The organism is Vicinamibacterales bacterium (assembly GCA_041659285.1).
In the GTDB taxonomy this organism is placed as follows: domain Bacteria; phylum Acidobacteriota; class Vicinamibacteria; order Vicinamibacterales; family UBA2999; genus 12-FULL-67-14b.
On sequence record JBAZYO010000002.1, the window covers coordinates 475,083 to 496,880 of the forward strand.

The following is a 21,798-nucleotide window of genomic DNA, read 5'->3' on the forward strand; positions in this document are numbered from 1 at the left end:
GACAACGGAGCGGACAAGAGGTGCTTCGAGCGTGATCGCCATTTAGACGATGTCGTCAATCTCCTGAAGCCCACCGCCACCGGTGAGTTTCAGGAACACGGGCGTCAGTTCCTCGTCGCGCGTCCCGGCCATGGCCCGCACGTCCGCCACCGTGCCGTGGGCGATGATCTGGCCCTTCAGGATGATGCTGATCAGGTCGCACATCTCCTGCGCCACTTCGAGCGTGTGCGTGCTCATCAGGATGGCGACGCCGCGCGACGCCATGCGGCGGAAGATGTCCTTGATCAGCCGCGCGCCCCGCGGGTCGAGGCCGACCATCGGCTCGTCCACCAGCACGGCCTTCGGCCGATGCAGGAACGCGGCGCTCATCACCAGCCGCTGCTTCATGCCGTGCGAGAAGCTTTCGACCAGCTCGTGCTGCCAGCGGCCCAGCTCGAAGATCTCCAGCATCTCGGTGATGCGCGTCTCGGTGTCGCTGCCGTCCATCCCGTAGAGACCGCCGTGAAAGCGCAGGAACTCCCCGGCGGTGAGCTTGTCGTAGATGAACGGACGGTCGGGAATGAACCCCAACGACGCCTTCGCCGCCTCGGGCTCCCGCGCCAGGTCGTGGCCATTGACGAGAATGCGCCCGGCGTCCGGCTTGAGCAGGCCCGCGATCATCCGAATGCTGGTGGTCTTGCCGGCGCCGTTCGGGCCGAGGAAGCCGTGAATCTGCCCCGGCTCGACGGTGATCGAGACGCCGTCAACGGCGGTGAACTTCCCGAAACGCTTGACCAGATTCTCGACGGCGATCATTTACCACCTGCGCAGCGCGTGAACCAGCATCCGCGGTCTTGCCGCTGGGGAATGGGAAGGGCCAGCGCACTCACGTCCGCGTCTTTCCGGCCGACGAGAATCGGCGTCGAGCCGGGGACGACGTCCACCTGCAGCACCGCCATCCTGACGCGGCCAATCAGCGGCAGGATCGCCGTCTGCTTGTCCAACCCGCCCCGCGCCAGCCGGACGTGGGTGGCGTCGGCGGGAAACTGGTTGAAGGTCGGGTCCACCGGCAGCCACAGTCCGCGGCCGTTGCCCTCGTCGATGTAGACCTCGGGCCAGGCATGGTAGTAGAACGCACCGCGCACGTAGACCAGGCCGACGTTGATCCGCGACGGGATGCCCAGCGATCGCGCCAGCGCCACGAACAACACCGTGTGCTCGTTGCAGTCACCGACCTTGGTCCGCAACACTTCCGTCGCCGACGGCAGGCTCACGGTGGGCTTCTTCTCCACCAGCTGGTTGACCTCGCGGGTCAGCCGCTCGGCCCGCGCCCGCACGCCGGTGAGGCCCTTCACCATGCGCTCGGCCTCCGCCCGAATCTCGGGCGCGTCGCTTTCGATGAACGCCTCGGGCTTCAGGTAGCGCTCGAGGTCGGGGTCGGCCGGGCCCGGCTCGAGGCCGCGCGCATCGACCATCTCGATGACGTTGCCGTCAACCGACTGCCCCACCCCCTGCAGATCGCCGCCCGTCAGGTCGGCGCCGTCCACGCGCATCCGCAGCCGCAGCACGTCCCGCGGCTCGTCGATGCGCATCCGGCGCGGAATGGTCGGGACGACGGCGGAGGCGCCGAGCATGTCTTCCTGCATGGTCTTCGAGACCGCGAGCGCGGTGGCCTGCTCCTGCGACTCGCGGACCGAGATCAGCCCCATCGGGCTTTCCTCGCGCACGATCTCGCCGGTGTCGGTGATCCACGCCGTGGTGGTGAGGCCGGAGAACGTCATGTCCACGCGGAACGCGGGGATGGGACGCCCGCCGCCGGTCACCACCTCGCGGTTGCCGATGGCCAGCTGCACCGGCGCGTTCTTCATGGTCGCCGGGTCGAACACCATCCACTCGCGGCGCGTCCCGGCCGCCAGGCCTTCACTCGCCAGGCGGCGGCCGAGGCTCAGCATCAGCGCCGGCGCCTCCTCGAGGTCGCGTGTTTCCGTCCGCGTGCCACTCGCCGAGATGATGTCGAGCGTCAGGCGGAGGCCGTCAAGCCGCCCGCGGACCGTGAGCGGCCCGGTCCCCGGGTCGAGGGAGAACTCGAAGGTCTTGAGGGCGAACGACCGATCGACGTGCGCCGTGGTCTTCAGGACCGCGGCCGTGGTCGCGCCGAGGAGGGCGAACTGCAGGCGTCCATCCTCCAGCAGGTCAAACCCGTCATCGGTCCGCTCGACCTGGCTCACAGTGAAGCCGATCTTCTCGCCGCGATAGTAGACGCCGCGCCACTGCGCGGTGGTGCCGTAGCGCGCCAGGTCGGTGGCCAGGTTCATGGGTGACGCCTGGAGGTACGACCGATTGATCATCACGCCCATGGTCACGACCCAGGCCAGCAGGACCAGGACCGACAGCGGGCGAGTCACGGATCGCGGGAGTGGACGAAGGACACGAACGCGCGGCACCGCCTCGATTATAGGCGGACACCCCGAACGCGCCCGCCAGACCCGCGTTCGGGTCGGCCGTACGTCGGAATTCCGATGCCTGTAGTCGGTGGGCCGACACCTTTGGCCGTTGCCCCGACAGGACGCTGGCCGGAATGCCGTCACTTCGCGCGGGTTCCGTCCGGGGAACGACCCTTGCTGATGGCCGCCTCATGAAGACCATCGTCATCGCCAGCTTGGCCGTTCTCAGTCTGTGCGTCGCCCCGCCGGCCGTCACCGCCGGTCCACGCGCCGAGGGGCGGGTGACCATGGATGCCAAGGTCAGTGCGGCGCATGATGCCGGTTTGCCGTCACGGGTGCTCATCAGATACCGGACGGGAACAGGCGCCCGGCTTCGGGAGCGGATGCGCACGCGCGGGATCCGGGTGGATCGCGACCACCGCGGCGCCGGCGCGCTGTCGGTGGCGCTCGGCGCCGGCGAGCTGCGCCGCTGGGCGCAGGATCCCGACGTGGCCGGCATTTCGACCGACGCCCGCGTCACCGCGCACGACGAGCCAACCTCCGCGTGGAGCACGCTCACGTCGCTGGTGTCCACGGACGCCCAGCATCTCCGCCGGACGTTGGGACTGCCGGCCCACGCACAGGGCGGCCAGGGTGTCGGCATTGCGGTCATCGACTCGGGCATCGCACCGATGCCCGACCTGTGGGGCCGAATCGCGGCGTTCTATGACTTCACCGCCGGCGGCGCTGCCGCCTCCCCGTCCGACGCCTATGGCCACGGCACACACGTCGCCGGCCTGATTGCCGGCTCCGGCGCCCTGTCGCTCGGGGCCTACCCGGGCATTGCCCCGGGTGCCCGGCTCATCGGCCTGAAGGTGCTCGACGCCAACGGCAGGGGCTACGCCAGCGACGTGCTCAACGCGATCGAGTTTGCGATCGAGCACCGGTCCGCGCTCGGGATCGACGTCATCAACCTGTCGCTCGGCCATCCAGTGCTCGAACCGCCCGCCACCGATCCCCTGGTGCTGGCGGTCGAGCGGGCGACCGCGGCCGGCATCGTGGTGGTGACATCCGCCGGCAACTTCGGCCAGCGCCCCGGTGATGGCACCGCCGGCTACGGCGGCATCACCTCACCGGGTAACGCGCCATCCGCGATCACGGTCGGCGCCTTGCGCACGAACGGCACCGCGGACCGCGCCGACGACACGGTGGCCCCGTACAGCTCCCGCGGCCCGACCTGGTACGAGGCCCGCATCAAGCCCGACATCCTCGCGCCAGGCCACGCCGTGATTGCGATCACCAATCCGTTCTCGACGCTGTACCGTTCAGCGCCCGCCTCCCGCGCGAAAGGCTCGTACCTGGCGCTGAGCGGCACGAGCATGGCGACCGCGGTCACGAGCGGCGTGGTCGCGCTCATGGTCGAAGCCAACCGCCGTGACAGCGGCGCCGGGGTGCCGCTCGCGCCGAACACCGTGAAGATGCTGCTCCAATACACCGCGCTCGCCGTGGGCGGCGACGAGTCCCCGGTTCCGCCGCAGTTCGAGCAGGGTGCCGGCGGACTCAACGCCGCGGGGGCCATCGAGCTGGCACGCGCGATCGACCCCGCTTCGCCGGTGGGCAGCCACTGGCTCCAGTGGGGCGTGGTCCCGGCCACGAAGATCGCGGGCGGCTGGCGTCCGTGGGGCCAGCGCATCATCTGGGGCGATCGCATGGTGTGGGGCGGGTCGATCGCGCGGCACGAGCCGGCCTGGACGTCCGCGGTGGTCTGGGGCGATGCCGTCACGTGGGGACCCGACGTCTGGGTCGACCCAACGAGCACGGTCCTCGACACGTTCGCGTCGTGGAGCACGCAAGTCGTCTGGGGCGACGACCTGGTCGCCACCAGCGACGGTGAGCACATCGTCTGGGGCAGTCTCTTCGACGATGCCCACATCGTGTGGGGCGATTCCTTCGAGGACGCCCATATCGTGTGGGGCGATTCCTTCGACACCGAACACATCGTGTGGGGCAACTCGGTGGGCGCCGCCGCTCCGGCGAGGAAGAAGTAGTCATGGCATCGCTGGCCTTGGCCTATTCACATCGCCCCAACAGGGCGCCGGTCGCGTCCGGCGATCGGGCGTTGCTGACCAGGACCTATCTCGCCGGCATCATCGTGGCCGGCACCACGCTGATGGTGACCCGCTGGCCGCAGGAGTATCCACATCCCGGGCTGGCCGCCATCCTGCTGACGGCAAGCCTGCTGTTGTCGCTCCTGAAGGTGCGGTTGCCGCTCAACAGCGGCCAGGCCACCATCTCGATGGCCTACACCGTGGACTTCGCCGCCCTCCTGCTGTGCGGCCCGGACGTCGCCATGCTGATCGCGACCTTTGGCGTGCTCGTGCAATGCGCGGTTCGCGTCAAGATCACGCAGCCGCCGATTCGCCTCGTGTTCAGCGTGGCCGCCGTGGTCATCTCGGTGCAGGCCTCGGGGGCCATCTGGTCGTTCCTGGGCGGCGATGTCGGCCATCTCGGCCTGGCCTCCACCATGGCCCCGATGTCGGCGGCCGCCACCGTCTACTTCGCGATCAACTCGGCGCTGGTCGCCGTCGCCATCGCGCTGACGAGCGGGGCCTCGCCGGCCCGGACCTGGCATCGTGAATTCATGTGGAGCGCACCCAGTTATTTCCTGTCGGCCACGGTCGGCACGATGGTGGCGATCTTCCTGTCGCAGGGCACCTACGGCCTGCTGCTGCTCACCGCGTTGCCGCTGTTTCTCTCGCACCGGGCCTACCAGTCGTCGATGGAGCGCATCGACGCGGAGCGGCAGCACGCGCGGCAGCTGGCGGTGATGGTCGAGACGACCCAGGGCGCGCTGTCGCGCGCCACCGAATCCGAAGCCGCGCTGGTGGCCGAGAAAGAGCGCCTGGCGCTCGAACGCACGCGGCTCGCCATCACGCTGAAGACCATCACCGAGGGCGTCGTCACGGTGGACGCCGCCGGCCTTGTCCTGCTGATGAACGAGAGTGCCGCCGCGTTGGCCGGCCTGCCGGTCACCGCCGTCTCGGAGCGCGCGGTGACGGACCTCTTCATGGCGATCGGCATCGCCGCGGCCGACTACCAGCAGGCGATGCGAAGCGTGCTCGAATCCGGCGAGCCGGCGTGCGTGCGATGCCCCCTGGCCTCGCCGATCGGCCGCGTCCTCGACGTCACCGGCACGCCGATGCGCGACGGGGAAAACCGGCTGGCCGGTGCGGTGTGGGTGTTTCGCGACGTGACGGACGCGGCGCGCGTCGAACTTGAGCGGTCGAAGACGGCACGGCTCGAGTCGCTCGGCATTCTGGCCGGCGGCCTCGCCCACGACTTCAACAACATCCTGATGGGCGTGGTGGGCAACCTGTCGCTGGCGCAGTCGCTGGCCGGGCCGGCCGACCGGCCGCTCGCGCAGCGGTTGCGCGACGCCGAGGCGGCATGCGTGCGGGCAAGGGGTGTGACCGGGCAGCTGCTGACCTTCGCCAAGGGCGGCGCGCCGGTGAAGACCGCGGCGTCGATTCGCGAGCTGGTGGTCGAGTGCGCGCGGTTCGCGCTCAGCGGCTCCCAGGTCGCGGGCCGGTTCGCCTTCGATCCGGACCTCTGGACCGCGGAAGTGGATTCCGTGCAGATCAGCCAGGTTGTCCAGAACCTGGTGCTCAACGCCGTGCAGGCCATGCCGCATGGCGGCACGGTGGACGTGGCGATGCGGAACGTGAACCTCGACGCCTGCACCAGCGGATCGCTCGCCGACCTGCCGGCCGGCAACTACGTGCGCGTGTCGGTGCTGGACCAGGGCGAGGGCATCGCGCCCGATCACCTCGCGCACATCTTCGAGCCGTACTTCACGACCAAGGAGAAGGGCTCCGGGCTGGGCCTCGCGATCTCGGCCTCGATCGTCCGTGCCCACGGCGGCACGATCGTGGTCGGGCCGGCGCCCGTGTCCCAGGGCACCTGCTTCGACGTCTATCTGCCGGCCTCCCCCGGTCACGCCGCGGCCGGGGTGCCGAAACGGACTGAACTCCGAATGGGCCAGACCGGCCGCGTGTTGCTGATGGACGACGACCCGATGGTGGCCGACGTGGCCCAGGAGATGCTGGCGACGCTCGGCTACACGGCGGAGACGACTGCCTGCGGGCAATCGGCCCTCAATCGGCTGCGCGCCGCGGAGCGAGACGGCGAACCGTTCGACCTGGTGATCCTGGACTTGACCGTTCCGGGCGGCATGGGTGGGCGGGAAACGGTGCCGCACCTCCGGCGGATTCGGCCGGACCTGCCGGTGCTGGTGATGAGCGGGTATGCCGACAACACGGTGCTGGCCGACCACGCCAGGCACGGCTTCGACGGCGTGCTGCCCAAGCCGTTCGCGATTCCAGACCTGCGCTCGGCGATCGAGGAAGTCAACGCCCGCCGCGCCGCGCGGCCGCAGACGAATCGCGCGTAGGAGGCCGCTGACCAGGACGGCCGCAGATTAGACGATGGAGGCATGACCGCATCCCCGGATGACACCTCGGCGCTCTGGGGCGTCTTGATCGTGCCGAAGCACAGGCTCGAGAACCGCCGCTATCCAGACCGGCGCCGACGAGCTCGCCTCGCGACAGCGCGTTGCCTGCCATCCCTCTAGACGGAGTCGCGCGCGTCCAGCTCCAACACCGCGCCCAGCAACACCTGCGCGCCGCGCGCGCAGTCGTCCCAGGTGGTGAGCTCGCGCGGCGAATGGCTGACGCCGCCGACGCTGGGGACGAAGATCATCCCCATCGGGCACAGCGCGGCAATCATCTGCGCGTCATGACCGGCGCCGCTCGGCAATCGCCGGGCCTGCAGCCCCTCGCGGTCCGCGGCGCGGCCAATCGCATCCTGCACCCCCGCATGCGCCGGCGCCGACGGGTTGGTGGTCGCCAGGTTCAGCGCGATCTTCGTGTTGGTGTCGGTGGCGATCGAGGCCGCGCGCCCGCGCAGGGCCTCTCCCAGTTCGCCGAGCACGGTTTCGGACAGATCGCGGAACTCCACGCTCAGCGTGACGCGTCCGGGCACCACGTTGGGCGAATTCGGTTCCACTTCGAGGCGGCCGACGGTGCCCACCTGCCGGCCCTGCCGGGCGCGCGCCAGATCGCGCACCGCCAGCGTCAGCGTTGACGCCGCCACCAGCGCGTCCTGCCGCTCGCCCATCGGCGTGGTGCCGGCGTGATTGGCGGCACCCTCGATGACCACATCGTAGCGATGGATGGCGACGATGCCTTCGACGATGCCGATCGGCACTTTGGCGCGATCGAGCGTGCCGCCCTGTTCGATGTGGAGCTCGAGGTAGCTGTGAAACGCGCCCTTGCCGCGCACGGCGTCTTCGATGCGATCCGGATCGCCGCCGATGCGGCGGATCGCGTCACCGCGGCGCAGGCCGTTCCATACCTGATCCAGGTCGCCGGGCTTGAGGTCGCCGGCGACGATGCGGCTGCCGGCGGTGCCCTTGCCGAACGCCGTGCTCTCTTCATGCGCCCACAGCACCATCTCCAGCGGATGGCGCGTGGTCAGCTTTGCCGCCTGCACCGCGTGCAGCACTTCCAGTGCCGCCATCACGCCGAGATCGCCGTCGAAGTTGCCGCCGCCGGGCACCGAGTCGATGTGCGAGCCGAACAGGATCGGCGGCTGCCCCGGCGTCCCGCCCAACCGGGCGAAGATGTTGCCGGCCGGGTCCATGCGCGGCGCGGCGCCGGCCGACTTGATCTCCTCGAGCATCCACGCCCGCGCGGTGATGTCGGCCACCGAATACGCGACGCGCGTGACGCCGTCGGCGAAGGTGCCGCCGGGCGGCCGGCCGTGCGTGCTCAGGCGCTCGAGGCGGTTGCGCAAGCGCGCGGCATCAACGGCAGGGCGCGACGATTGGCGTGACCAGGCTGTGGTCCCTTCGACACCCGAAAGGGAGGCGCTCAGGGCAGGGGGAATGGCCAGCGCCGAAGCGCTGGCCATGGACAGAAACGAACGACGTGAAATCATTACTCTCCGATATGGTCAGGCGGCCCTGAAGTGCCGCCCTTCTGGCGACTACTGCTGCTGTGGCGACGAGGCGACCGGCCGTTCGACGACCGTCCCCCAGAAGCCGATCATCATCTCTTCCCAGGTCTGGTCGCCCCAGCGGACGTCCTTGGTGGGGTCGGGATTGAACTTGTTGTTCACCGAGTTGTCGTAGTGCGCGATCACCTCGATCTCGGTGCCCTTCGGGAACAACCGCGGCTTGGCCAGCTCGTAGGTGATCTGCCAGTTGAAGTCGTACTTCGGCACCGACAACAGCGTCTCGGTGGTGCCGTCGGGGAACTTCGCACGGTAGGTCATGCTCTTGCCGCGCACGTGCATGTGCGGCGTGAAGGAGGTGATCAGCGTGTCGGCGGCCAGCACGCGCGAGCCCCGCACTTCGTGCGCCGGCGCGCCGGCCGGGATCACGAACCGCGGCTGGATGACGCTGCCGCCGCGCTGCTGCATTTTCGGCGCTGCCTTCGCGAACACGATGCCGACTTGCGTGCGATCGGTCGTCGCCTCGCCGTTGGTCGTGTAGTGCATCTGCAGCACGATGTCGGAATTGGCGGTCAGCAGCCGGCCGACGCCGGGCTCGAACACCACGCCCGGCTTGTTGGGCGTGACGCCGCCGATGTTGCCCGGCCCGAGCGCGCCGTTCTGGTTGAGGGGCGCGCCGGTCGGCTGCGTGTAGGCCAGCACGTGGTGCACGTGCGCGCGCGCCTGCGGCTTGATCTCAATCGCCTGGATCCACTTGTCTTCGCTGATGTTGGTCGGCAGCCGCAGGTACTGGTAGTCAACGACGCCAGTCGCCGGGATCTTGAAGTCTTCGGTCATCGTGAACACGACGTCCGGCTGGCCGATGCTCCAGCCTTCGGCGAACGTCGGCGCCCCCGGCAGATCGGTGTCGTTGCCTTTCGGCGCGCCGGCATCCACCCACGCGAGAATGGTCTCGACTTCCTGGTCCGTCAGCCGCGGGTCGTTCTTGAACACGCCGTGCGCCGAGTCGGCGCCCCAGGGCGGCATGGTGCGCGCCGCCACCCGCTGGCGGATCGATCGCGCCCACGGCCGCGCGTCCTCGAACTTCACCAGCGACATGGGTGCGAACATCGTCGGGCGATGGCACTCGACGCACTTGGAATAGAAGATGGGCGCCACGTCCCTGGCAAACGTGGGGGCGCTTTGCGCCTGCGCCAACGGAGCCGACGCGAACACAGCCGCCATGACGACGCCGATGCGAGCGATTTTCATAGCCCCTCCAGGGTTGCGGACGCCGGAAGTATATAGTGTCTGGCACCCGCGAATCGGACGGGTGCCAGACACTGTGAAAGGGGTCGTTGTCATGCGTCGAGCGCTACTGGTCCTGTTTTCCCTGCTGTTCCTGCCCTCGTCAGCCTTTGCCACCTGGTCGGTGATCGCCGTTGACCGGGCCTCGGGCCGCGTCGTCATTGCCTCCGCCACGTGCGTGGACCGCGACGACCAGTTCCTGATGGGCGTGCAAGCCGTGGTGGTGCCCGGCAAGGGCGTGGCGGCGTGCCAGGCCGGTGTCGATAACACCCACAAGAACCAAATGCTGGTGTTCGAGGAGCTCAACAAGGGCACCGACCCCAACCGCATCATCGCGATGCTCAGCCAGGATCCGGCGTACCAGAGCCGGCAGTTCGGCATCCTCGACCTGCAGGGCCGGAGCGCGGGCCACTCGGGCCTGACCAACGGCTACGTGTCGCAGGACATCCAGGGCCAGGTGCCGGGCACGGAGATCTTCTATTCGATCCAGGGCAACATCCTGCGTCCCGGACAGGTGGTGCCAAACGCGGTGCAGGCGTTCCTCAAGACCGCGGGATCGATCACCGATCGGGTGATGGCGGCGATGGACGCCGCGGACGGCTCCGGCGGTGACAGCCGCTGCGTGTGCCCGCCATGGCCGACCAACGGCACGGCGCCGGCGATCCCGTGCGACGGCCGCACCGCGCACGTCGCCTACATCCTGGCGGCGGATCCCAAAGACACCAACGGCGACTCGCACAACAACGGCAAGTACGCGCTGTATCTCACCGCCTCGCAGCCCGGCTCGGACAAGGGCCCGAACCAGATCACGACGGGCGAGAACCTCAACCCGGTGAAGACGTTGCGGATGCGCTACAACGCGTGGAAGAAGACGCAGGGCCCCGGCGTGGCCGGCTTGCCCAATCCCCTGCCGGCTCCTCCCGCGACGCCGCCCGGCGGCGGTGGCGGCCAGGGCCGCCGCGGACCGATTCAAGTGATGCCGCTAACCACGACGGCGTGGACGGATGGCGGCACCATCCCCGCGAAGTACACGCAGGCGGGCGTGCAGGTGTCGCCGCCGCTGGCGTGGAGCAACGTGCCGGATGACGCGGTCAGCTTCGTCCTGATCGCGCACGACACCGATGCCACGTTCGGCAACGGCACCGACGACATGCTGCATTGGCTGTTGTGGAACCTCCCGAAGGGCACGCGGTCGCTGCCGGAAGCCATCGCCCAAGGCAACCAACTGCCCGATGGCTCGCGGCAGATCAGCGCCAGCGGCCCCTACTATCGCGGTCCCGGCGCACCGGCCTCAGGTCCGGCGCACCACTACGTGTTCGAGATCTACGCGCTTGATTCGACCATCGACGTGCCGGCGGTCGGCCAGTCGCCGCCGCTCACGCGCGCCGCCGTCGTCGCGGCGATGGCTGGGAAGATACGCGGCAAAGGCGCGTTGGTGGGGCTGTTCAAGCGCTGAAAAGAAAAGGGGCGCTCATCGCGCCCCTTTCCTTGCTCTGTCGTCAATCCGGCTGATGCCGGACTCCACATCACTCAGCCAACTACCACTGGAACCGCACGCCGACGCGCGCGGTGCGCGGGGCGAGGATGGCCGTCGGCCGCAGGAACGACGCGCCGGTCGCGACCGTGCGCGTTTCGACCGCGTTGGTGTTGGTGATGTTGAACAGGTCGAACATCAGGCGCAGGCGAGCCGGTCCGCCGACGTTGAAGGTCCGCTCGGCACGCAGGTCGACCACGGTGACGTTGTCATGGCGCCGCGAGTTGAGCGGCTCGGCGTTGATGGTGCCACTGTAGATCGCACCGGCCGCCGTCGCCGCCGCCGATCCCACCGAGATGGTGCGCGCGAAGTTGGCGCCGGCCTGGTGACGCACCAGCGGCGAGATCCGGATCTTCAACGGCGCCTCGTAGGTGCCCGACAGCTTGAAGTCCCAGCGCGACGTGTCCTGATCAAACGTGCCGTTCGGATCGTTCGGATACGCGCCCGGGAAGTCGTGCGCCCAGGTGTAGCTGCCCCCGATCTGCGCGGACCAGTTGTTGCCCTGGCGCTTGGCCATCGAGGCTTCCACGGTCTTATAGCGCGAGAACCGGCCCGTGTTCATGACCACGTTGGTGAGCGGGAAGCTGGAGGCCTGCGCGCTCGGCACGCCCAGCAGCTGGAGGGTGCGGTCGTCGGCGGTGCCCCTGACGCCGTCGGCGCCGATGTCGACGAAGTCAAACGGCACGGTGTAGGCCGAAATCGGCCGGCCCGGCACATACGACGCGATCAGGTCGTCTTCAGTCTTGTAGACGAAGCCGAGGCGGGTGCCGATGGTCGAGGCAATCTGCCGCTCCACATACAGCGACGCGTCGTAGGAGTACGGCTGGGTCGTGTTGGCGTCGAACTGGAGGGTACCGGCCAGCGACGTGCTGGTCACCGCGCCCTGTTCACCCATCTGGAAACGGCGATCACCATTGGCATCGGTCCAGTTGTAGGTGACGCTCTTGTTGGTCTGGTTCGGGTTGGCGCCGGCGCTCACGTCCGGACCGGGGTTGTGCCAGAACAGGCCGTAGCTGGCCTTGATCACGGTCTTGCCGTCACCGGCCACGTCGAAGGTGACACCGGCGCGCGGCGCGAACGAGTTCCAGGTAAAGAACGTGCGGGCGTCGAAGGTCTGCTCCGGCACGCTCACCGGGCCGTTGGTGAAAGCCAACTGCTGCTGCGAAGGCATGCGGCCGGTGTAGCGATCCCAGCGGACGCCGACGTTCAGCGTCAGGCGGCCCAGAGTCCAGGTGTCGTTGAGGAAGAGGTCCTGGGTATCGAGGTTGTTCACCACCAGCAGATCCCCATCGTCGCTGGCGCGGCGGCCGCTGACCGACAACGCCGTGGGCACGCCGAAGACCACCGAGCTCGAGCGTCCGTTCGAGTAGATGTGCTCGACGTTGCCGCCGACGTTCTGCTGGCGGCCGCCCCACTGTGTCTCCTTGTAGATCTCGCCGCCGAACTTGATGGTGTGGCTGCCCCGCTTGGTGTCGAGGAAGTAGGTGGCGGCGCCGGTGACCTGCTTGCGGTCACGGTCGGTCTGGCTCTGGGCGTGCGCGCCGGTGAGCTGCAGCAGGCCGCTGTCGCGCCAGAAGTACTGCTCGTCGCTGTTGGTGCGGCGCGGATCGTAATAACCGAAGTCGCCGAAGCGGGCTTCGACGTAGAGCTTGTCGCTCAGCGTGCCGTTCCACTCGCCCTTGTAGACCCAGCTCGGCGACTCCTGCCGCACGGTCTGGCCCGCGTCGGTATAGGTATAGCCGCCGACGGGCAGCCGGTCCGGCTGAATCTTCATGTTCCACTGGTAGTAGCCAACCAGCTTGTGATGCTGGTTGAGCTGATACGTGGCTTTGAACGAGGGGTTGGTGTTCCAGGTGTCGAAGGTCTTGTCGAACGTGAACAGCGGCTGCTGCACGGCGTTGAACTGCTTGCGCCACGAGACGTGGAACCAGGCCTTGTCCTTCTTGATCGGGCCGCCGAAGTTCACGTTGGTGTCGTAGTACTTCTCGACCTCGTTGCTCCCGGGACGCAGGCCTGCCGAGAGCTGGTCGGCCGACAGGTTCGAGGTCTGGAACGAGTTGTTGTAGAAGTCCTGGTAAAACTCGCCCGAGAAGCGGTTGCTGCCCGACTTGCCGAGAAACTGCGACTGCACGCCCGGCGTCGCGGCCTCAGCGCCCTGCCCGGCCACGCCGAGGAACACTTCCTCGAACGAGCCGTAGTCGAAGTAGAAGCCGGCGCCGCCGGTGCCCTCGGTCGTGTTGATGCCCTCGACCGAGACGCGCACCTGGCCGGTGAGGCCGTACGAGGTATAGCCGGTCTGGGTCCCGGCGCGATTGCCGCCGACGTCGATGCGGCTCATCACCACGCCGGGGGTCGCCGCCAGCAGCGCCCACATGTCGCGGCCGTTCGGAATCGAGTTGAGCTGCTCCAGCTTGAAGTTCTGCTGCACGCGCGTGGCGGTGGTATCGATCACGGGCGAGGCGCCCGAGACGGTCACCGTTTCCTGCAGCGTGGCCAGGGCCATGTCGGCGTTGATGTTGGCGGTAAAGCCGAGCGACACCTGAACGCCATCGCGCTTCACGGTGTTGAAGCCGGCCAGCTCGAACGACAGCGAGTAGACGCCGGGCGGCACCGCGGGAAAGCGATAGCTGCCGTTCTCATTGGTGACCTGCGTCTGCACGCCGATCATCGACGGGCTCGTGGCCGTCACCGTCACGCCGGGCAGCACGGCGCCGCTCGAATCCGCAGCGCGGCCCTGGATGGTGCCGGTGCTGCTCGCGCCGCCGCCCTGGGCGGCAACGGTACTGGGAATGAACAGGCCGATGGCCAGGACGGCCACCAGGCTCCAAACGGTCTTTCGGGTCATGTGGGAAAAGCCTCCGGGAGTTACGCAGTTGGTGGTGCAAGACAAGAGGACAAGCCCTTGTATTCTACGCGCCCGGTATGGTGACCGGGTCGCCTTTCTTGGTGAACACAATCGCCAGGATCTTCGCCGGCTGCGTGGTGCTGGCGTTGCCCGACGTCGAATGCACATCGCCGGGCCCCTCGAACGACTCGAAGAACATCTGCCCCTGCGAAAACACCGCCGGCGCCTGGTCGTTGACCGCGAACCGATACTGCCCTTCGAGCACGTAGCCGATCACGAAGCCCGGGTGGCGGTGCTGGCCCGACGCTTCGCCGGGCGGATAGCTGACCTCGGTGGCCGTCATCTGCCAGCCGTCAAGGTTGACCCTGGGTGCGTCCTTCTGCGCCAGCGGTTTCGACGATGGCGCGGCACCGGCGTCGCGGGTGGCGATCAGTGACGCGGCCAGGCCCATCAGCCCGGCGGTGATGAAGTCTCGGCGGTCGCTCATGCTGGTCCTCCGGCGGCACCGAAGTGCCGCCCTTCTGGCATTACTTGCGGACGACCGTGACCGTCACGGCCGACGGGTATTGCTTCGAGTGGTGCACCACGTTTCTCGCCACCACACCCTTGGCCTCGTCGTAGTTCCTGCCGCCGGTGTTCAGGTTGCGATCGAAACGCGGGAAGTTGCTGCTCGACACCTCGATGCGCAGGCGGTGCCCGGGCGCGAAATAGTTGCTGGTGGTGAGCGGCTGGAGCGTCACCTTGTAGACCTTGTCCTTCTCCATCCACACCAGCGGCTTGTCGTAGCCCTCGCGGTAGCGCATCCGCTGGATGGATTCGTCGAGGTTGAACGCCCGGCCGTCGGGATAGACATCGAGCACCTTGACAGTGAAGTCGGTGTCCCTGGCGTCTGACGACACGTAGAGCGTCGGCGTGATCGGCCCGCTGACCTCGAGGCCGTCCTTGAACGGCTCCGAGGTGTAAACCAGGATGTCGTACCGCGACTCCATCTTCCGTTGATCGAACGACCCCGCGGTGATGGCATTGCCGGTGCAGCAGACGTTGCCGCCGTAGGACGGCACCGGGTTCATCGGGTCGTAGGTGAAGGCATCCGGCTTGTTCGCATCCGGCGGCGTCGAGGCCAGCAGCCCGTCGCCGTTCAGCGAGTTGGCGCCGCCGCCGCTCGACAGGTGGAACGTCATCGGCTGGGCGCCGGCCGGCGGCCACACCTCCGAGGTCTGCCACTTGTTGCTGCCCATCGTGAAGTAGGTGACCTTCGCCTGCTTCTCGATGCGGCCATTGGCATCACCCTTCAGGAACTTGTCGAAGAAGCCGTAGACCAGTTCGTTGTAGTCGAGACGCGCGTCGCCCATGCTGCGCTCGCCGACCACGGTGTTCTCGGTGGCGCGGGTAAAGGAGCAATGCGCCACCGGGGCGATCACCGCCCACTGCTGGTTGGCGACTTCGCCCTTCGCCGTGCGCCGCACCTGGTTGAACATCTCGAGGTTGGGGCCCACCGAGACGTCGTACCAGGACATGAACCAGAGGCCGGGCACGTTGAGGGCCATGTCGTCGTGCCACAGGCCGCCCTTGCGCCACGCGTCTGAGGCGGGTTCGCGCTGCTGCATCATGCCGCCGGTTTCCACCGGCATGCGGTCGGCGAAGATCCCGCGCGGGCCGCCGACGTTCTTTATGATGTCCTGCGTCGGCAGGTGCCACAGCGCCTTGTCCCAGTCCACCGGCGGCATCCGCGGCGCCAGGTCGAACAGCCGCGACGCCGCGATCAGCTCTTCCCGCGGCGTGTCTTTCGGGAACATCGGCCGCACCTGGTTCTGCTCGCCGTAGATCCAGGTGATGAAGAGCATCTGCATGGCGCCGCCGCGGTACCAGTTGCCCTGCTCCCAATACGGACCGACCTTGCCGACGCCGGCGCCGAAGCCCTGCACGTTCATGGCGGCAAAGCCGGGATGCCCGAGCGACGCCACCGCCGGCTGCCACTCCGCGGTGGATGAACACCCGGTGGTGCCGAGCTTGCCGTTGGACCACGGCTGCTTGGTGAGGTAGTCAATCGTCTCGTAACCGTCGGTGATGGGCGCGCCGAGGATGTCGTAGTTGCCCTCGGAGAAGAAATGACCGCGCTCGTTCTGCCCAACGTACGCGTAGCCGCGCTTGACCGCTGCCAGAATCGTGCTCATGTCGGCCGGCACGCCGTTGCGGACATCCCAGAAGTTGAAGTTGTAAGGGGTCTTGACGAAAACGATTGGCACCTTGCCCGCGGCATTCTTCGGCCGGTAGATGTCGGTGGCGAGCCGCACGCCGTCCCTCATCGGGATCATCACGCGCCGTTCGACGACGGTGATGCTCTGGAGTTCGGCTTCGAGATCCTTCCGTCGTTGCTGTTCGGCGGGTGTGAGGGTGCCCTGCTGCGCTGGCAGGGCGATGCTGAGAAGAACGAGCGTGGCGACGAGCGCCCCTGTGAATCGATGGAACGAAGTCATGCTGGCCGTCCTCTGATGATGTGACTGCCGGCAAGTATAGGCCATCACCCATGGTCAGTGGCGTGAGGCCGTGCCATGCGTTCGGGGCGGACCCATTCGTCAAACTGCCGAGTCGTGACGTGTCCTGACGCGATGGCGGCGTCGCGCAAGGCGAGGCCCTGGCGGTGGGCCGCGAGCGCGATCGCCGCCGCGCGCTCGTAGCCGATATGCGGGGTGAGCGCGGTGACCAGCATGAGTGACTGTTCCAGGTGCTCGCGGATGCGCGCCTCGTCGGCTTCGAGCCCGCGGGCGCAGAACGTCTCGAACGAGGTCGCGGCATCGGCCAGCAGCGCGATCGACTCGAGCACGTTGTGCAGGATCACCGGCTTGAACACGTTCAGCTGAAACTGGCCCTGCGAGTTGGCGAAGGCGACGGCGGCGTCGTTGCCGTGCACGTGCACGGCCACCATGGTCAGGGCCTCGCACTGGGTCGGGTTGATCTTGCCCGGCATGATCGACGAGCCCGGCTCGTTTTCAGGCAGCCGCAACTCGCCGATGCCGGCGCGCGGGCCCGAGGCGTAGAGGCGGACGTCGTTCGCCATCTTCATCAGCGCCCCGGCCAGGCCGCGCAGCGCGCCGCTGGTGGCGGCCATGGCGTCGTGGCTCGAGAGCGCCGCGACGTGGTTGCGGGTCTCGTGAAACGGCAGGCCGGTGTCTTCGGCGAGGCACCGCGACGCGGTGGCGCCGAACTTCGGATGCGCGTTCAATCCGGTGCCGACGGCCGTGGCTCCCAGGGCGAGCGCATGCAGGCCGGGCAGTGTGGCGGTGACGCCGGCCAGCGTGTCGTCGATCTGCGCGACCCAGCCGCCGACGACATCCCCGAGTGAAATCGGCACCGCGTCCTGCAGGTGGGTGCGGCCGACGATGACGATGCGCTCGAAGTCGCGCGCCTTCTTCGCCAGCGTGTCGCGCAGCGCGGTGACGGCCGGCACGAGGCGGTGCACGACCTGCTCGGTGGTGGCGAGATGCATGACGACGGGAAAGCCGTCGTTCGACGATTGTCCGCGATTGACGTGATCGTTCGGGTGCACCGGCGCGTGCGAACCGAGAGGCGCGCCGGCGAGTTGATTGGCGCGGTTGGCAATCACCTCGTTGGCGTTCATGTTGGTCTGGGTGCCCGAACCGGTCTGGAACACCACCAGTGGGAACTCGGCGTCCAGCGCGCCGGCGATCACTTCGTCCGCGGCGCGCGCGATCAACGCACCTCGCTCCGCTGACAACTCGCCCAGTTCGACATTGGCGCGCGCGGCGGCCCTTTTGAGCAACCCGAGGGCGCGAATCACCGGACGGGTCCACGTCAACCGCTCCACGCCGATGGCGAAGTGATGGCGCGACCGCTCCGTCTGCGCGCCCCATAACCGCTCAGCTGGCACCTCGACCGGTCCGAGAGCATCGTGTTCGGTGCGAGTCATAGCAACCATTGTGAACTATTCGGCAGGTGACCTCACCCTTCGAGGGCGGCGCGCACCGCGGCGAGCGCGGCCCCGCCGAAGCGGACTTGACGGCGTTTGGCCGCGAAGGCGGACACCTTGATAGAATGGAGGGATGCCCGCACTGATGGAAGCCATCGAGATCAAGCGCAAGGCGTACTTCGAGTACGAGAACGCCCCGTATCACTGCCTGGACGTGGAGGTGTCAAAGCCCACGGCCCGCGGCGGCCAGACGCTGGTGCGGCTGAAGATGCGCAACCTGCTTACCCGCGCCGTCTTCGACAAGACCTTCAAGGCCGGGGAGAAGTTCGCCGAGCCCGACCTGGTGATGTCGTCGGCGACCTTCAGCTACGCCGATGCCGACGGCTTCCACTTCATGGACCAGGGAACGTTCGAGACGCACACCCTCAGCGCCGACATCCTCGGCGAGGACCGCGGGCTGCTGGTGGACAACGTCGAAGTGCAGATTCACCGCTACAACGGCCAGCCGATCGGCATCGTCTTTCCGCCGCACGTCGAGCTGAAGGTGGCGTCCACCGAGATGGGCGTGCGCGGCAACACCGCGAGCGGCAGCGTGACCAAGCCGGCGGTGCTCGAGACCGGCCTCGAGATCCAGGTCCCACTGTTCATCAAGGAAGGCGAGCTCGTGAAGGTCCACACCGAAACACGGGCATTCGCCGGCCGAGCGTAGTCCTTCGCTGATTTGGTGATTTGGTGATTTGGTGATTTGCCCTCTGCTCAGAGCCGGAGCAGCAGCCCGATCGACGCGCGGGTGTAGCTGATGCGGCGGCCCACGTGGGCCAGCGAGCCGTCATCGCCCGTGAAGCTGTGGACGTGGCGCACGTCGAAGCGGACCCCGACGATGTTGGTCAGCAGGCCCTGCGCGCCGATGCCGATCTTGTAGGCCGGCACCGTTCGGCGAACGACCAGGACCTCCAGCAGGTCGTTGGACTGCGCGTTGATCAACCCCACCCCACCGACGATGTAAGGGCGCAAGCCGCCGCGGGTGACCGCGGCGGGCAGCGCCGCGATCACGCCCCCGGTGAGATCCAACACGTAGCTGCCCGGCTTGACCAGCGGCAAGCTCGAGTCGCGTTCGAAATAGCCCGGCACGTAGCCGAAGTCGGCCTCGTAGCCGAGCACGCCGTCGCCCAGCACGATGATCGAGCCGCCCATGGTGAAGGCCTTCTTCGCCGCGGCCAATTCGAGATCGACGATCGACGTGCCGCCGCCGAACTTCATGCCCATGAAGGGCGTGGCGAAGATCTCCTGGGCGCGCGCGGGCGCGGCCAGGGCAAAGAGCAGAATCCCGAGGACTGTCGCGTAGCGGAGGGCAGACGGCGGCATGCGGCGGCAGTCGCAGTCTAGATGAAGAGGCGCAGGAAGATCTTCACAAACGGCGAGTTGGCCACGTTGCCCTGCTCGAGGTTGTAGCCGGCGGCGAGGCCGCCGCTGTTGGCGAGCAGGATCAGGGTGAGGCGCTTGGACGGCATCTTGAGGATCAGGGCCGACGCCGCATCCGGAATGTGACCGAAGCTCCAGACCAGCCGCTCTCTGGACGAGGTCTGCACGAACCAGCCGAGGCCGGTGGGCATGGTCAGACCGTTGAAGGTGGCGCCGGTCCACATCTGGTTCAGCGTGCTGGAGCTGAGGGGCACCCCGTTGTCGAGGGCCGCCTCGAAGCTGGCCAGGTCCCGGGCCGTGGAGACCATGCCGCCGGCGGCATCCAGTCCGTACGACGGGTATTCGGACTTCACGGCGTGACCGGACCGATCGATGCGATACGGGACCGCCACCCTCGCGAGCTGGCTGTTGTAGCGCGCGAGGCGGGCCGCGTCGAACAGGTTGCGGGCCGCCTGCCCTTCGGGCCGGCCCAGGTCGAGGCCTGGAACGGACGACGTCATGGCCAGACGCTCGAGGATTTCCTCGGCGGCGGCGACGCGGAACGGCTGCCTGGTGCACGCCTCGACCACCGGCGTGAGTGCGGTGAACCTGGCGGCGTCGTAGTTGAAGCGACCTTCGGAGGCATGGGCCAGCACGTGCCTCACCGAGGCATCGTCCGGGAAGGTGGGCACCCACCGGCGGATGCCGGTATCCACCTCGTCCACCCCCAACTGGCGCCGATCGGTGCAGATGCCAATGAGCACGCCGGTCATGGCCTGCGTCACGCCGCCAATGGGATAGGGCGTGTCCGGCCTGGCGGCAATCTTGTTTTCCACGTCCGCGTAGCCGTAACCCCGTTCCCATTCGACACGGCTGTTTCGCACGATCAGGGCCGACAGGCCGGGCATGCCGATCTGCTGGGCGAGCGGCTCGAGGTAGCGCTCGAAGATCTGGTAGGGCAACTCCTGGGCAGACCCCGCCGGAGCCAACAAAATGCTGGCGCCAATGGCCGCGATGACCGAAAATAGGCGGAGTTTCATTAAGTTTTCTAGTTGATCCGGATCATATCAGCCCCAATCGGTCGAATCCTGTGTTAAAGTTTGGCCGAATCTCGATTAGGTGATGAACCGAACCCGTCCGTACTTCGTCCGAAATCTGGTCCGCGCGGCCTGTCTGCTGAGCTTGCTGGCGGTGTCTGCGGCCCCGGTGTCGGCCCAGGAGACCCTTCGCGTGCGGCCGCTCGTGCGCGACGGACGGGTGCTGGTCACCTTCACTCTTGATGGCGGGCTCACCGACGAAATGAAGGCGGTGGTCCAGAGCGGCCTCCGCACCGTGTTCACCTACACGGTCGAACTCAAGCTCAAGGTGCCGGCGTGGGTGGATCGCACCGTGGCCTCGGCCGTGGTCTCGACCAGCGTGGACTTCGACAACCTCACCCGCCGCCACACGATTTCCCAGGCCCTCAACGGCCGCGTCGAAGGCTCGTTCGTGGTGGAAGACCCGGCGCAGGTCGCGCAGATGGTCACCAACTTCGACCGCCTGCCGCTGTTCGACACCAAGCTCCTCGAAGCCAACCGCGAATACTACGTGCTGGTCCGCGCCGACGCCCGTCCGCGCAGCACCGCGGGGCTCTGGCCCTGGTCCGGCACGGCCAGCGGCTCGGCCAAGTTCACGTTCCTCAAGTAGCTAACCGCCCGACACACCACGTGTCACGCCTGGTCTATTCAACTGACCTCGGCCGCACCTGCCCGAAGTGCGGCTGGCCGGCCGGCAATTGCCAGTGCAGCAAGAACAAGTCTGGCGCCGATCAGCCGGTGCCGCCGCGCGTGGTCGCCAAGATGCGGCTCGAGAAAGCCGGCCGTGGCGGTAAGTCGGTCACGGTGGTTTACGACCTGCCGAGAAACGCCGCGTTCCTAAAAGAGCTCTGTGGAGAGTTAAAGCGCGCCTGCGGGACCGGCGGCGCCGTGCGTGACGACACCGTGGAGATCCAGGGCGATCTGCGCGAGCGCGTGCGCGAGGTGCTGCAGAAGAAGGGCTACGCGATCAAGGGCGGCTAGCGTTCCTTCACGGCGGCGATCGATTCCACTTGAATGATCTTGCCCGTCGCATCCAGCGTGCCGATTACGGCGACCTTCTGCGCGGCGAAGCGTTCCGCGAGTTTCTGGTCACTCAGCGTGTAGACGTTCTTTCCTTCTTCCAAGACGTAGGCGGAGCCGTGGTACACGGCGCACGCCCTGGCGCATTCCGCGTCGGTCTCACCCATCCGCATCCGGGCGTGGCCGCCCTGCGTGCATTCGGTGTCGGTGATGATGCCGGTGAATGTCGCCGGCGGGACGGCCAGTAACGTCCCGCCGACGACAAGACTCAGGAGAAGCGTCCGCATGAATCG

17 protein-coding genes are annotated in these 21,798 nt (G+C 67.6%); 6 read left to right on the plus strand and 11 right to left on the minus strand.

Annotation, left to right across the window (positions count from 1 at the left end):
• Positions 1-42 precede the first annotated feature (42 nt).
• Positions 43-795 carry an ABC transporter ATP-binding protein gene (locus tag WC815_04645; GenBank protein MFA5908047.1) on the minus strand — a complete coding sequence of 251 codons (753 nt, stop codon included), beginning with the start codon at positions 793-795 and terminating at the stop codon, positions 43-45.
• Positions 792-2,384, minus strand: a complete 1,593-nt coding sequence (locus tag WC815_04650) for a transglutaminase-like domain-containing protein (protein MFA5908048.1) — start codon at positions 2,382-2,384, stop codon at positions 792-794. The genes WC815_04645 and WC815_04650 overlap by 4 nt, the downstream gene beginning before the upstream one ends.
• A gap of 230 nt (positions 2,385-2,614) precedes the next feature.
• Between WC815_04650 and WC815_04655 the strand changes: the two genes are divergently transcribed.
• Both WC815_04655 and WC815_04660 read left to right on the plus strand, forming a co-directional pair.
• Entirely contained in the window at positions 2,615-4,450 is a 1,836-nt protein-coding gene (locus WC815_04655) for a S8 family peptidase (protein ID MFA5908049.1), read from the plus strand.
• A 2-nt stretch (positions 4,451-4,452) separates the two neighbouring features.
• The gene (locus tag WC815_04660; GenBank protein ID MFA5908050.1) at positions 4,453-6,852 is read left to right on the plus strand and encodes an ATP-binding protein; all 2,400 of its coding nucleotides are present in this window, start codon (positions 4,453-4,455) and stop codon (positions 6,850-6,852) included.
• 176 nt (positions 6,853-7,028) lie between these two features.
• Here WC815_04660 and WC815_04665 read toward each other — a convergent pair whose 3' ends face one another.
• Together WC815_04665 and WC815_04670 are read right to left on the minus strand one after the other, a co-directional pair.
• On the minus strand, positions 7,029-8,372 hold the full coding sequence (locus WC815_04665; GenBank protein MFA5908051.1) for a Zn-dependent hydrolase: 1,344 nt from the start codon (positions 8,370-8,372) through the stop codon (positions 7,029-7,031).
• Between the two features lie 75 nt (positions 8,373-8,447).
• Positions 8,448-9,665: a cytochrome c gene (locus WC815_04670; protein MFA5908052.1), complete on the minus strand. Its 1,218-nt coding sequence runs from the start codon at positions 9,663-9,665 to the stop codon at positions 8,448-8,450.
• Between the two features lie 91 nt (positions 9,666-9,756).
• Here WC815_04670 and WC815_04675 point away from each other — a divergent pair, with 91 nt between their 5' ends.
• Positions 9,757-11,157, plus strand: a complete 1,401-nt coding sequence (locus WC815_04675; GenBank protein MFA5908053.1) for a YbhB/YbcL family Raf kinase inhibitor-like protein — start codon at positions 9,757-9,759, stop codon at positions 11,155-11,157.
• A gap of 82 nt (positions 11,158-11,239) precedes the next feature.
• Here the strand turns inward: WC815_04675 and WC815_04680 are convergent, their stop codons facing one another.
• From WC815_04680 to WC815_04695, 4 genes are all read right to left on the minus strand, one after another.
• A complete protein-coding gene (locus WC815_04680; protein ID MFA5908054.1) occupies positions 11,240-14,080 on the minus strand; it encodes a TonB-dependent receptor in 2,841 nt (946 codons plus the stop codon).
• A gap of 64 nt (positions 14,081-14,144) precedes the next feature.
• Complete coding sequence (locus tag WC815_04685) at positions 14,145-14,567, minus strand: cupin domain-containing protein (protein ID MFA5908055.1); 423 nt, start codon at positions 14,565-14,567, stop codon at positions 14,145-14,147.
• 40 nt (positions 14,568-14,607) lie between these two features.
• Complete coding sequence (locus WC815_04690) at positions 14,608-16,557, minus strand: CocE/NonD family hydrolase (protein ID MFA5908056.1); 1,950 nt, start codon at positions 16,555-16,557, stop codon at positions 14,608-14,610.
• A 44-nt stretch (positions 16,558-16,601) separates the two neighbouring features.
• On the minus strand, positions 16,602-18,008 hold the full coding sequence (locus WC815_04695; protein ID MFA5908057.1) for a class II fumarate hydratase: 1,407 nt from the start codon (positions 18,006-18,008) through the stop codon (positions 16,602-16,604).
• A gap of 133 nt (positions 18,009-18,141) precedes the next feature.
• On the opposite strand from WC815_04695, the gene WC815_04700 reads away from it, so the two are divergent.
• Positions 18,142-18,717, plus strand: a complete 576-nt coding sequence (locus WC815_04700; protein ID MFA5908058.1) for an elongation factor P — start codon at positions 18,142-18,144, stop codon at positions 18,715-18,717.
• 47 nt (positions 18,718-18,764) lie between these two features.
• Here the strand turns inward: WC815_04700 and WC815_04705 are convergent, their stop codons facing one another.
• Together WC815_04705 and WC815_04710 are read right to left on the minus strand one after the other, a co-directional pair.
• Complete coding sequence (locus WC815_04705) at positions 18,765-19,373, minus strand: hypothetical protein (GenBank protein MFA5908059.1); 609 nt, start codon at positions 19,371-19,373, stop codon at positions 18,765-18,767.
• A 17-nt stretch (positions 19,374-19,390) separates the two neighbouring features.
• Positions 19,391-20,449 (minus strand): serine hydrolase domain-containing protein, encoded by a 1,059-nt coding sequence (locus WC815_04710; GenBank protein MFA5908060.1) that lies wholly within the window; start codon positions 20,447-20,449, stop codon positions 19,391-19,393.
• Between the two features lie 82 nt (positions 20,450-20,531).
• Between WC815_04710 and WC815_04715 the strand changes: the two genes are divergently transcribed.
• Together WC815_04715 and WC815_04720 are read left to right on the plus strand one after the other, a co-directional pair.
• Positions 20,532-21,095, plus strand: a complete 564-nt coding sequence (locus WC815_04715; protein ID MFA5908061.1) for a DUF4390 domain-containing protein — start codon at positions 20,532-20,534, stop codon at positions 21,093-21,095.
• Positions 21,096-21,115: 20 nt separating this feature from the next.
• Positions 21,116-21,466, plus strand: a complete 351-nt coding sequence (locus WC815_04720; GenBank protein ID MFA5908062.1) for a hypothetical protein — start codon at positions 21,116-21,118, stop codon at positions 21,464-21,466.
• Here WC815_04720 and WC815_04725 read toward each other — a convergent pair.
• Positions 21,463-21,792, minus strand: a complete 330-nt coding sequence (locus WC815_04725; protein ID MFA5908063.1) for a hypothetical protein — start codon at positions 21,790-21,792, stop codon at positions 21,463-21,465. The two genes, WC815_04720 and WC815_04725, sit on opposite strands and share 4 nt — an antisense overlap.
• Positions 21,793-21,798: the final 6 nt, after the last annotated feature.